Below are 12,410 nucleotides of genomic sequence, written 5' to 3' on the forward strand. Positions count from 1 at the left end.
TATACTTATAATTCGCAATACCTCACGCCAAGACTTGAATTGAATACTGGAGCTATCCATGAAATCACTCATTTCAACAAAAGACTAAAAATACTGGTTAAATGAGATATTTGAAAAAAAGAGCAAGGAAACGCGGGGAGGTAGAAAACCGTTTTCAGTGAAGGAGATCAATTGGGCAGCCATATATAATAATCCGGCAGCAGAATAAATTCACAACATATTTTTATCCAATCATTTTAGGTTATGGCTCCAAGCAGCACAAGACGGTGCCCAAAGTGAATCCGTACCTAAATGGGATGAGCTAAATAAGTTAAAGAGTGGAAGCAGGCGAGTCTATCAAAATTCTCGAGGATCAATCCTGACTCTTATTTTCGATTAAATCTAATATGCGATCAATTTTTTGAGCAATCTCTTCATCATGACGTTTTTTCCAACCAGTGTAGGTAGTTATGTTAAACATTGTGTACAATAGTGCACCAAACGTAAGCATAACTATTAATGATAGCAAACCACTATCCATAATTGTCCTCCTTTTTCGTTAAGGAATTCTAAGTGTTTATAGTATAGTGAAAGAAAAGACATGAAGACAAGGATTAAATCTTGAAGGATAATGGAATGATTCATTAATTTCAAATTTCGACGATTAAAAAATTCGCCATCCACTTTACCTAAGGCAGAGTAGGGGGCGTTTTATAGATTTTTAACACATTTATAACAAGAGATGTTCCTTATAAATCAGGGTGACAACTGTTAACCAACTCTGCTTACGTCCGAACACCCAAATCAAATAATTTTGATTTTTTGGTGTTGACATTAAAAGGATGATCGGGTACATTCATTACATACCAACCGAATGTATGAAAGGAGAAGGCGAATGGCAAGGAATAAATATCCTGAAGAAACAATCAACCAAATTCTAACCGTGGCTCTTAACCTGTTCATACAAAAAGGATACGAGCAGACTTCCATTCAGGATATCATTAATGAGCTGGGCGGGCTGACAAAAGGGGCAATTTACCATCACTTCAAGTCGAAAGAGGAGATCCTGCAGGCTGTCACCGACCATATGTACAAAGGTGTTGACGAGATGCTGTCCGGCGTCAGGGACGACAAGGAGCTGAACGGACTGGAAAAGCTTCGAAAGATTTCCCGCTTCTCTCTCGATAATCCAGCCCAGAACGAAATGGCATCGGCGGCGCCGAACCTCTTACGCAATCCGAAGCTGCTGGCGGCACAGATCGAGAATATATTCGAAAAAGGCGTACCTCTCTATATCCAGCCCATCATCGAACAGGGTATGCGAGACGGCTCGATCCGAACCGACTATCCAACGGAGCTAAGCGAAGCGTTGATGATTCTCACCAACCTTTGGCTAAACCCCGTGGTCATCCAAGCTACACCCGAGATGATGTTGCGAAGGGTAAGGCTTTTCGATGAAATATTGAAAGGCTTGGGACTTGACCTATTCGATGAGCAAATGATTCAACGATACGAGGAATTGTACCGTTTGTCAGCTCGAGAAGTCAGCAAAGAAAACTAAACTGCCGAAAGGCAGCTTATTTTTAAACCTATACATACCATCGGTTGGTATGAATAAGATGATCCCGGTTCAAACGTGTGTAAGAAGACTTATAATAAGGAGATGTGAATGTTATGAATAGTTCGTCAGAAAATATGAAGGAAAAAAGAATCGCCGTGGGGCAGGATCGCCCGGAACTGCAGAAGGCCATCCAGGAGATCGTCGATTCCGGTTTCCTCGGGGTGCAGCTGCGTGTGCACGATGAGCAGGGCGAGTGGGTTGGCAGCGCCGGTGTGAGCACGCTGTGCGAAGAGGCGAAGCCGTCCACAAACGGCCACTTCCGGATAGGCAGCAACACCAAGACTTTCACCGCGACTGTAGTCCTGAAATTGGTTGCCGAGGGCAGGATCGGGCTGGATGACCCGGTGTCAGACTACCTGCCCGAGTTCGGGCTGGACCGGCGGATCACGGTGCGGATGCTGCTACAACACACCAGCGGGGTGTTCAACTTCACCGGAGAGTATTACGAAGACGGAACGGTGGTGCCGGGGATCCCATGGCAGGGACAGGAATGGGTAGATAACCGGTTCAAGACCTACCGGCCCGAGGAGCTGGTACAGCTGGCATTGTCTAAGCCGGCGCGATTCGAGCCGGGAACGGACTGGAGCTATTCCAACACTAACTACGTGCTGGCCAGGCTGCTGATCGAGAAGGTCACCGGCAGCTCGCTCGCCGAGGAGATGCAGCGGCTGATACTGGGGCCACTCGGGCTGTCGGGTACCGTGGTACCAGACACCCAGCCGGAGATACCCGAGCCGCACGCCCACGCCTACTACCGGTACGAGGACGCCGGCGAGCAGAAGACGGTCGACATCACCCGCCAGAACCCCTCCTGGATCTCCACCGGTGGTGACATGATCTCGACCACCCAGGACCTCCACACGTTTATCTCGGCGCTGATGGGCGGCAAGCTCCTTCCGGCCCCTCTGCTGGACGAGATGTGCAAGCCGTACCCCAAAATCGGCTATGGCTTAGGGGTATTCGTTCAGGCCGGCCCGAACGGCGAAGGTACCATCATCACCCACAACGGAGGCATTTCGGGCTACGCGGCACTGATGTACAGTACGCCCGACGGCAGTAAGACCCTGACCGCCTCCGTGAACTATGTGGACGACGTCGCAATGTCCTTGGCAGTGGCATTTCAGAAGGCGACGCAGAGGCTCGTCGAGGAGGTGTTCGGCGGCGGGCCGGCCAGTATACAGGGCTGAGCCCCGTACACCCTGAGGCTTGACTCTCCGGTTATGCATGGGGTAGAGCGGACGCCGGACTGACGTACTCGTGGCCAGAGTCACCGGTCAGACATAGGATGCTCGATCCGCTCGGAATGAAGGACGCCGGCTTCTACGTACCCAACGGGAAGTTGGACCGGCTGCGGACCGCCTACATCCCGATCCCCTTGGATTCTTTAAGAGTCGTGGATGCAATCGAACGTTCCATTAAAGAAGGCAGAGAAGTGAGCCTGTAAAAATCGAGCACCGGCTTCACGGTCCGGCAGCGCACTCCTTAGACTATATTCGGATGATTCCCCGGTTTGTCCGATACAGGTCTATGGAGTGCATTTCTATCGTACCTGTGGTTGAATATTCGACCTTCGGAGGGACCTGATTAAACATTCGCGACCGCCTGATAATAACTATCGGGCGGTCGTATTTTTATGGTGCGCGCGGCATAGGCGATAACTTGGCGGTAATGACATTCGTTTAAAATTTAATAGTATTCAATACAAAGATTCGACAGCATTCAACATAGATGTTCAGTTACGCTAACTGTGCCGAAAGTTGCAATCATTCTGATTTTCATTGGGAGGAATGAACTATTTCATAGTATGGATTGAAACGGTTACGCCGCAAATAGTTTTGCAACCACATTATGTGCCAGCAGCCTTGATGATGGTGGGTAAAGCTGAATAATTATTACAAAAGGTTGGTGAGTTAATGAATTCATCGTTTGTCGGAACCGATATTAAGCCATTTTAATGAATTTTGGATGAATTGTAAGTATAACGCACTTTTTTCGATAGCTTCGTATTATGATCCAACTAATAAATATGCGTCCTATGTGAATCACTATTCTTTCGAACATACAAACAACTATAAAGATCCAAGCTTTAAGTTGCCTATTATTAAGCATGCGGAATTCTCTGAAATGCTTCCAAACTTTACATATTCGATTGAGAATTGTCATTTTGAAGCATGATCGTGACATTACCCTTGATGAGGATCTCAGGAAACTTGGTTTAGATTCCATGAAATCATTCGAAATGGTTGTTCAGTTGGAAGATGAGTACGATATTGAGTTCTCAGGTGATGAAAATTTGCTTGAAAGATTCTCTACGATTCAAAAAATTAAAGATAGCGTTGACAGCAAGATAAAGTGAGTACTATTTACAAAGAAAGCTTTTTATAGAGTTATGAAATGACGGATTTTGACGGTAAGTAGTGGATAACAAGCACCAATCAAAAAGCTGCCGATTTTAAACGGCAGCTTTGCTTTGTTTGCTCCATGACGGGACAGAAGAAGAGAAGAACATTCTCGAATGACACGAACATAAGGTGCACTTGTTTTTCTAAATTGACGCAGGGTGACGGCTTCAAGTTTTGGAGTAAAGATTTTTACGGTATAATGGGTCTTATTCAGTGAGCAGGAGGGGCAGTTCATGAAATACGATCCAAGTCAATTATTTTGGTTAAATGAGCCCACGAGTTATTCGATTCGAGAAAATGAAGTTGTAATTCAAACAGATCCTGGAACGGACTTCTGGCAGCGTACATACTACGGTTTTAGAAACGATAACGCACCGGCTCTATTATTTAAGATTCATGAACCCTACTTTTCATTTGTGGTCCGAACAGAGTTTGATACTAACAATCGGTTTGATCAATGCGGTGTAGCGATCTACCAAAACAGCGACAATTGGTTCAAGGCTTCCATTGAGTACGAAAATGAACAATACCAACGATTAGGCAGTGTAGTGACGAACAACGGATTTTCCGATTGGGCGACGACAGATATTGACGCTAGTATTAAAGTTATGTTTTACAGAATTAGCCGTCGCAATCGTGATTTCTGCATCGAGAACTCCTATGACGGAGTAGAATACAGACAAATGCGTATTTTTCATTTATTTGAGGGTGGCGGGGAAATTCAACTGGGAATGTATGCGTGCAGCCCAGAGAATTCTTCGTTCACATCTTTTTTTAGTGGGATGGAGATCACGGAATGCATGTGGAAGGCTCATGAATGATTGGAAGGGGAGACAGCTGTCTAAAGACAGAAACATGCCATAATTAAAATACAATAATATCAAGGGTTTTTATTAGTTTAAAGGGATGTTTGTGTCGGAGGTTACTGACACAAACATCCCTTTAATTGTCAATTGCGGCTGGATCAAGTGCATTAGTTGGCTCATCAATAATAAGAGCGTCCGCTTATGAATTAACGCTTTGGCCAATCCAAGATTCTGCGCGTTACCAAGTGACTTCTAGCGTATTGTACACGGCTATAGATGAGGCCGTGTTCGGAGGAACAAAGTATCATACTCTTCATCGCTCCTAAGCCTCTAATAAACGCTTCAAATTATCGGCCAGGAAGGTAGTCTCATAGTCCTTAAATACTTGTATTATAATCGACCTTTTTGGATATTTAGTCAGCTTGTTACCACGTTATATTTACTTTAATCTTCCTGTATGCTACATTAACATTATAACGTTATAATCATTTCACAATGCGATTGTGCACATACCTAGGGAACCCATAACAAATAATCGTTTGCAAGCGTTCTTAACTAAAACCAGGGAAAAGGTGAAGTTCATGTATGAGCCGAAGCAAGAGTCATTTGTGTTACGTAATGTAAAACGTGTGAATGGGGAAGCTGCCGATGTCGTAATCGAAGAGGGTAAGATTACCGAGATAACGACAGCCGGGAGCGGACAAGGAAAACATGTGAAAGACTGCTCGGGGATTTACATATCAAGCGGTTGGATTGATATGCATGCCCATGCCTTTCCCGAATTTGAACCCTACGGCGATGAAATCGATGAAATCGGAATTAAGCTGGGCGTCACGACCATCGTGGATGCAGGAAGCTGCGGGGCGGACCGGATTGCCGAGTTAGCCGCAAGCAAGCAGCATGCACGAACCAATCTATTCGCCTTTTTGAACATTTCGCGAGTAGGCTTGCAAAGAATCGATGAATTATCCAATCTGGAATGGATAGATACGTCAAAAGTCATTGGAGCGGTAAAAGAGCACAAAGATTTCATAGTGGGGTTAAAAGCGCGAATCAGCAAAAGCGTGGTGGGTGAAAGCGGCATTGAACCTCTGCGTATCGCACGAGCTCTTTCCGATAAAACATTACTGCCGTTAATGGTGCACATCGGTTCCGCACCGCCAAGTATCGAGGAGATCGTCCCTCTATTAGAGAAAGGGGATATTATCACTCACTATCTCAACGGGAAGCCGAATAATCTCTTCGATGATCAGGGCAATCCCCTTCTTGTGTTAGCGGATGCCATTGAACGCGGCGTAAAGTTGGACGTCGGGCATGGTTCAGCAAGCTTTTCGCTAAAAATTGCCGAGGCAGCAAAGCAGCATGGCATCGGTTTTAACACGATTAGCACGGACATCTACCGTAGAAACCGATTAAATGGCCCCGTGTATAGTATGGCCAATGTCCTCTCGAAATTTCTTTATTTGGGATATTCGCTAGAGGAAGTGATTGCAGCCGTTACGGATCATGCGGCCAATTGGCTCGGAAAACCGGAGCTTGGCCGGATACAAGTTGGGGACGTTGCCAATTTAACCTTATTCACCCTTCGGAATGATCCGATTACCCTGGTTGATTCCGAAGGTGTCAAGTGGACAGCCGATAGAAGCATACAAGCCAAAGGGGTCGTTGTGAATGGTGTTTACATGGAATGTTAATTACGAGGTTTTAACGCGTCATTAGCGCAAGCGGGAGTATGAGTATTTAATGTTTCAAGAACGCTCGCGTAATGGGACTGAAGATACATATCGAAAGAGACCGTGTATGGCGAGTCGGAACGATTCTTGAAAGGTAGTGGATGCAGAGTGAACTTATCCCGGAATCAAAGGCCCTTGTATTTGCAAATCAAAAATATTTTAAAGGATAGAATACTGCACGGCGTGTATCCTATTAAGGCGAATATCCCTTCAGAGCCCCAATTGGAGAAGGAGTTCGAGGTCAGCAAGATTACAATTCGCAACGCCATCAAAGAACTGTGCCAAGAAGGCTATCTGGAAAAGGGCAGTGGCAAAAGGACGAAGGTTATACGCAACACGGCTACTTCCAAGCTGTCTACATGGAAACGGTTTACAGAGCTATTGGTCGAAGAAGGCAATCAGGTTCAAAAGCAATTGTTGCAAGTCGAAGTTATCATGACGGAAGAGGGTACGGAACCGCATCAGCTATTTGGAGCACAGTGCATCCGCATAGAACGTCTGTACAGCCTTAATAATGTGCCCTATACGCATTACACACATTATTTGAGCATGCGTATAGGAGAAATCGATCAATGGGAACTGAATGCTCAGTCTCTGTACGAGTGGCTTGAGGAGCAAGAAATCACGTTGGCGAAATATCGGGATCATTTTGCGGTAGCATTTGCCTCTCCTCTTATAGAGGAGAAATTACGCGTGCAAGAGAAAACCCCTTTATTGAAAAGATTGCGTTATTCCTATGATGAAACGGACGAAGTGATCGAATACAGCGAGGGCTTCTACAATACGGGAATGCACAGTTATATTGTAAATTATAATGTTTAGCCCGATGTCGGATGACAAAAACATATATGCTTAAAGGTCGCGTAGCAGCGGCTTTTTTTATTTTAACGATATAAGTTCTTGGCACAAGTCAGTGACAAGAACTTATATCGTTTTTTGTTTCCCGTAATTGAGGATCTTTTTCATGATACAAAGAAAACGATGTGTGTTAAGCGTAGAAAAGATTGCATTGTCCTGGCGTCTTGATGCCGAATGATCGTTGTTTTGAATCCTGTGTTCCAGCCGCTATAAATAACCCTGATTTCCGAAATACGCTTGGCGGTCAATATCTGAAAGAAGTGTTAGCTGACCGGGACGCCATTCGAAGCGTTCTTGGGTCAAAGCGCTAGAGGCAGGATTGTCCATCATCACAAAGTGCATCAGCCAATTAAAGTGATCAACCGCCTCCTCTGGAGTTTTGCTGACTACAGGCACATTGAGGCGGCGGCCGATTAAGGCGGCAATATCGCGAAACGCTACCCCTTCATCGCCAATCGCATGCAATCGGGTGCCGGCAGATGCAGATTCGAGCGCCAGTCGATAAAGTTTGGCTGCATCGAGCCTGTGCACAGCGGGCCAACGGTTCGTTCCATCGCCTACATAGGCGGAGACACCCGTTCTTCTTGCAACATCGATCAAAGTTGGGACCAATCCCTTGTCGCCGTCACCGTGGACGGATACCGGAAGACGAACCACGGATGCGCGAACACCTTGTGAAGCCATGGCCAATGCAGTTTCTTCCGATGCGACGCGTGCGGCTGAATGGGGATCGGATGTATCCATTTCCGTACCCAGGCGTCCAGGTGTTAAGAGCGCAGTTACGGAAGTGACTACTAAGGGTCGGTCAGAACCGGCTAATGCCTCCCCGAGCGCTTTAACCACCTGGCTATCTTGATGGTTGGCTTCGGCGTAATCCCTAAAGTCATGAACAAACGCGGCATGGATCACCCCATCCGCTGCCGCCGCCCCGCTGCGCAGACTGTCGAGGTCATCTAGAGATCCGCGATGCACCGACACACCAACTCCGGTGAGTGCCGCCGCCGCCGCTTCCGAGCGGGCAAGACCTACAACTTCATGTCCCGCTCCGATCAGTTCCCGCACTATGGCCGAACCAATAAAACCAGTTGCCCCTGTAACAAAAACACGCATAATGTATTCCTCCCACAATGTAAGTTGCAACGCTATACGTTTATTGTAGTTCAGTCTCACCTGGGAGGTTTGCCTATTCCGCGCCGCTTTTTGCCTGATCCGTTGGAAAATGGGATAGTCCCGGTTCACCGCAGGAAGAATAACACCCGCACGCCTTGTGGCTGCGGATAGAAGAGAAATCAAAAGCGAATCCACATCGCCTATAAAATGTTCAATCCCATTTGGTGCTTCAGTCGTGAGGAACTTGTTCTTGCTGCCGCCATCTGGCGATATCTCTGCTTGGTGAAATTCCAAAAAAACGGCTGTAATCACGGCTGAATTGAGAAATGCTTATATATCCAACCTGTCTGGCTGCCGTGCTGGCATTCCTTGAATCGGAAAACATAAGACGCCTTGCTTCATGCAGCCGGAGCGCTTTTTGGTATTGCAGCGGGCTCATGGAAGTGACGGATTTAAAATGCTCGTTAAACGAGGAAACACTCATATGCATCAAATCGGCTAAGTCTGTGACCTTCATCTGCTGGGAAAAGTTGGATTGGAGCCAGGCAATCGCTTTGGCGACTCGCTGCACGCCGGAATCAACGAAACCCATTTCAGCGACCTGTTTGCCAAAGGGACTTCGCAGGATGCGTATCAAGATTTCATCCATCACAAGCGGAGCAATCCATTCCGTATCTCCAGGATCGGATAAACAATCCAGAAGTCTGCTCACCGCCTTCATTATGCTTAACCCGGTGTTCGCGGCGTACCCCGCACTCCGCTGACCAAGGGGGGCAGCCCGTGAGCATATACTTTGAGGACAAGCTCGGAAATTCTTCTCGAGTCGAGATCCAGCCTGATACCAAGAAACGGCTCGGAAGGAGTGGCATTTGTAGTCTGCATGGTGACTGGCAAGGCAACGGGAAACAGGAGCATTTCTAATTTGTCCAAGGTGTATACTTGCTGACCAACCGTAATGACCTTTGCCCCTTGCACTGCAAATAATAGGGAAGGGGAATTGAAATCATTTACCGTGTCGGAATCGATCCGAGAAAAGCGGCTGATCAGCAATCCGGGAATGCGCTGTTTAAAAGCGCCGTCATAAGGGGCAAGGGCCAAAATCATTCGGGCCAGCCGGGATCTTTCCTCATCTAAGAGCCCTTTGCTCGGATTTGACACTTGCAGCCGTGAATCGGTTACGATGCGCATTCTTTCACCAACAACTCCTTATTCGGCTGTAATGGTGCTGATAGTATTTGCCGATTTGATAAATCTCAAAACTTTTATGCAGGTATCACACTTCAAATTTAATTCGTTTACCATAGCTGCAGCCTTGCTTCCAAAATTTTAGCCATCTGTTCAACCATCTCTTCTGGCGTATATGGCATAGATTGGACGACCCACCACTCAATCAACCCCGTAATGGAAACGGATAAGAATTGCGCCAATACATCCCTGTGGATACCGGTTTCTAGCTTCATTTGGTTCACCACCAAGGTGATATTCGCTTCAATCATCTGTGTCATACGGTGTCTGAACGCCGGAATACCTTTATTTGTAATCAAAACGCTATAGACTTCTGCATGCTCTTTCAGATACGTGAACGCACGAATCAGCAGTTCCCGGGACAGTTCATTGGTTGAGCCATCCTCCGGCACACAACTGTCAGCAAGCATCATCAGATACGTTTCCACGCTCTGTTCCAGCAGGTCATATTTGTCTGTAAAATGCAAATAGATCGTTCCGCGGTTGACATTGGCCCGATCCGCAATCCCTTGAATGGTGACCTTCTCAAATTCCTGCTCTCCCAACAGCCCAATGAACGCTTGCATAATCATTTGTCTTGATCGCACGATGCGCCGATCCATGGTTTTCCCCTCTTTCCTGAACACATTCAGTATTCGTTGTTCATTTCTCAACAAAAACGAAAGCAATTAGCCATTGCACCTGCATTCGTTCCAATGATATCTTGATTGTAATGAACAGGTGATAAATATTCAACAACTGTTAATTATATCAGGAGGGATAATATTGAATATACTTGTGTACGGTGCAGGTGTGCAGGGAAGCTATCTGGCACATGTCCTAGTAAAGGGCGGTCATGACGTGACTGTGTTGGCAAGAGGAAAGAGAGCGGAGGAACTGGAAAAGGAGGGACTGGTCATTCGGCATTACCTTCAGCGCAAGACAACTGTTGATCGGGTTCGTGTAATTCGTAGACTAGAGTCAGGTGACGCGTATGACTTGATCTTCGTCATGATGAAATACTCGGATTTCGGGGCTGTGCTACCGATCCTCGCAGAAAACGCTAGCCGTCATATCGTATTGGTCGGCAACAATATGAATACCTACGCCATGCAGGACCATTTGAGTAAACATGGACAGTCGCCTAAACAGGTCGCTTTTGGATTCCAAACTACCGCAGGTACACGTACCGACGGACGAGTCATTTGCATTCGTGGCAGCCATGGGGAGATGGTCATCGGGGGTCTGGACGGTCCCGTTCCGTTTCGCTCCCTGCTGGAGCAGGCATTCATGCGAACCAAGTACAAAATCAGTTACCATGATCAGATCGATGCGTGGCTGAAAAACCACATGGTGCTGGTCGTGCCCATGAACATGGTCATTCTGTTCCATAGCTTCCAGATGAAACAGGTTGTCCGTGACGACAGGCGAATGCGTCAGTTAGTGGCTGCGATGGGAGAGGGCTTCCGTGTACTTGAATCATTGGGTTACCCGTTAACCCCTGCGAAGCAGGCGTCTTGGATTACCGGCTATCCAAACTTAATCCGCTGGGCGATGAAGATTTTCTTCCTGCTTCCGGTTAGCCGGTTGATTGATGGGACAGCAGTTGAGCTCACAGCCTTGAATGAGGACTTTGCTGAATGGAGGGCAAGGTCGGATGTGCCTACACCAAACTGGGACGCGTTAGAGACAGATTGGCTTATTCAATCATAGTCACTGCTGCGTGAAGAGTGCTGTAGGAAGCTGTCGGATGACAAGAACTTATATCGTTTCCCGTAATTGAAGATCTTTCTCAAGACGCAAAGAGAACGATGTGAGATAAGCGTAGACAACGCGACGTCCAGGCAGTAACGCAGGTGACTTATAGGAACCGGAGAAGTCCGCAGAAACGCCTTTATAAATGTGGTATATTTGATGTAGTGATACTTTCAAAGTTGAGGTGCTTATGAATCCTATATCTAATCGTTTGCCGGACGGGACGTGACCGTAATAGGGACCGGCGTCAGCAACTCACCGCTGATCCGGGAATTTTTGAGAGGTTATTGATATAATACAAAGGTGGGAGATTTTTGATAGAAACAAAACGTCTTATAATTAGAGAAATGGTGCAGTCCGATTATGATGCATTGTGCGGAATATTGTGTGATGAGGAAGTAATGCGTGCTGCTTATGAAAGTGCATTCAACTTAGAAGAAGCACAAAATTGGCTTAACAGACATCTTAAAAGATATGAAGAGTATGGTTTTGGACTTTGGGCTGTTGTATTAAAAGAAACAAACGAAATGATTGGTCAATGTGGCTTGACAATGCAAGGCTGGAGAGAAAAAGAAATTTTAGAAATAGGATTTTTGTTTCAAAAAGCGTATTGGCACAAAGGTTACGCAACAGAAGCGGCAATTGCTTGCAAGGAATACGCTTTCTCAGTTCTTAATGCAAATAGGGTTTATTCTATTATTAGGGACACAAATATAGCCTCTCAAAAAGTTGCTGTTCGAAATGGTATGAATATTATTGATAAAGATACTAAGAATTTTAGGAATATAGATATGGAATTTTTTCTGTATTCTGTAGAGCGAACAAAATGAGCATAATATAAAGTAAAAAACAATTGATAATGTAATATGTATCGGATGACAAGAACATACATGCTTAAAAGTCGCGTAGCAGCGGCTTTTTT

Annotated in this window: 13 protein-coding genes and 1 pseudogene; 9 read left to right on the forward strand and 5 right to left on the reverse strand. The window is 46.0% G+C overall.

From position 1 onward, the window contains the following. Positions 1-352: 352 nt before the first annotated feature. Positions 353-520: a hypothetical protein gene (locus C4S74_RS26655; RefSeq protein ID WP_181024471.1), complete on the reverse strand. Its 168-nt coding sequence runs from the start codon at positions 518-520 to the stop codon at positions 353-355. Positions 521-874: 354 nt separating this feature from the next. Here C4S74_RS26655 and C4S74_RS18695 point away from each other — a divergent pair, with 354 nt between their 5' ends. The 7 genes and pseudogenes from C4S74_RS18695 to C4S74_RS18725 all read left to right on the forward strand — a co-directional run bounded on the left by C4S74_RS18695 (position 875) and on the right by C4S74_RS18725 (position 7,363). Then, positions 875-1,540: a TetR/AcrR family transcriptional regulator gene (locus tag C4S74_RS18695; protein ID WP_103996798.1), complete on the forward strand. Its 666-nt coding sequence runs from the start codon at positions 875-877 to the stop codon at positions 1,538-1,540. A 113-nt stretch (positions 1,541-1,653) separates the two neighbouring features. Further along, positions 1,654-2,787 carry a serine hydrolase gene (locus C4S74_RS18700; RefSeq protein ID WP_219819063.1) on the forward strand — a complete coding sequence of 378 codons (1,134 nt, stop codon included), beginning with the start codon at positions 1,654-1,656 and terminating at the stop codon, positions 2,785-2,787. 64 nt (positions 2,788-2,851) lie between these two features. Continuing rightward, positions 2,852-2,975: pseudogene (locus tag C4S74_RS27265) on the forward strand (serine hydrolase); the annotation flags it as partial. Between the two features lie 789 nt (positions 2,976-3,764). Next, the gene (locus C4S74_RS18705; protein ID WP_219819064.1) at positions 3,765-3,956 is read left to right on the forward strand and encodes an acyl carrier protein; all 192 of its coding nucleotides are present in this window, start codon (positions 3,765-3,767) and stop codon (positions 3,954-3,956) included. 279 nt (positions 3,957-4,235) lie between these two features. Then, positions 4,236-4,823: a DUF1349 domain-containing protein gene (locus tag C4S74_RS18710; RefSeq protein ID WP_103996801.1), complete on the forward strand. Its 588-nt coding sequence runs from the start codon at positions 4,236-4,238 to the stop codon at positions 4,821-4,823. A gap of 566 nt (positions 4,824-5,389) precedes the next feature. Continuing rightward, positions 5,390-6,502: an amidohydrolase/deacetylase family metallohydrolase gene (locus C4S74_RS18720; RefSeq protein WP_103996802.1), complete on the forward strand. Its 1,113-nt coding sequence runs from the start codon at positions 5,390-5,392 to the stop codon at positions 6,500-6,502. 147 nt (positions 6,503-6,649) lie between these two features. Beyond that, on the forward strand, positions 6,650-7,363 hold the full coding sequence (locus tag C4S74_RS18725; RefSeq protein ID WP_103996803.1) for a GntR family transcriptional regulator: 714 nt from the start codon (positions 6,650-6,652) through the stop codon (positions 7,361-7,363). A gap of 243 nt (positions 7,364-7,606) precedes the next feature. On the opposite strand, the gene C4S74_RS18730 is transcribed toward C4S74_RS18725, so the two are convergent. From C4S74_RS18730 to C4S74_RS18740, 4 genes are all read right to left on the reverse strand, one after another. Next, positions 7,607-8,509, reverse strand: a complete 903-nt coding sequence (locus tag C4S74_RS18730; protein ID WP_103996804.1) for an SDR family oxidoreductase — start codon at positions 8,507-8,509, stop codon at positions 7,607-7,609. A gap of 229 nt (positions 8,510-8,738) precedes the next feature. Then, a complete protein-coding gene (locus C4S74_RS27070) occupies positions 8,739-9,230 on the reverse strand; it encodes an AraC family transcriptional regulator (protein ID WP_258042540.1) in 492 nt (163 codons plus the stop codon). A gap of 5 nt (positions 9,231-9,235) precedes the next feature. After that, positions 9,236-9,697 carry an AraC family transcriptional regulator gene (locus tag C4S74_RS27075; protein WP_258042541.1) on the reverse strand — a complete coding sequence of 154 codons (462 nt, stop codon included), beginning with the start codon at positions 9,695-9,697 and terminating at the stop codon, positions 9,236-9,238. A 107-nt stretch (positions 9,698-9,804) separates the two neighbouring features. Then, positions 9,805-10,356 carry a TetR/AcrR family transcriptional regulator gene (locus C4S74_RS18740; protein ID WP_181024473.1) on the reverse strand — a complete coding sequence of 184 codons (552 nt, stop codon included), beginning with the start codon at positions 10,354-10,356 and terminating at the stop codon, positions 9,805-9,807. Between the two features lie 163 nt (positions 10,357-10,519). Here C4S74_RS18740 and C4S74_RS18745 point away from each other — a divergent pair, with 163 nt between their 5' ends. Then, a complete protein-coding gene (locus tag C4S74_RS18745; RefSeq protein ID WP_103996806.1) occupies positions 10,520-11,446 on the forward strand; it encodes a ketopantoate reductase family protein in 927 nt (308 codons plus the stop codon). Between the two features lie 356 nt (positions 11,447-11,802). Then, positions 11,803-12,318, forward strand: a complete 516-nt coding sequence (locus C4S74_RS18750) for a GNAT family N-acetyltransferase (protein ID WP_082596080.1) — start codon at positions 11,803-11,805, stop codon at positions 12,316-12,318. Positions 12,319-12,410 lie beyond the last annotated feature (92 nt).

The organism is Paenibacillus sp. UNC499MF, assembly GCF_900107975.1.
GTDB lineage: Bacteria > Bacillota > Bacilli > Paenibacillales > NBRC-103111 > Paenibacillus_F.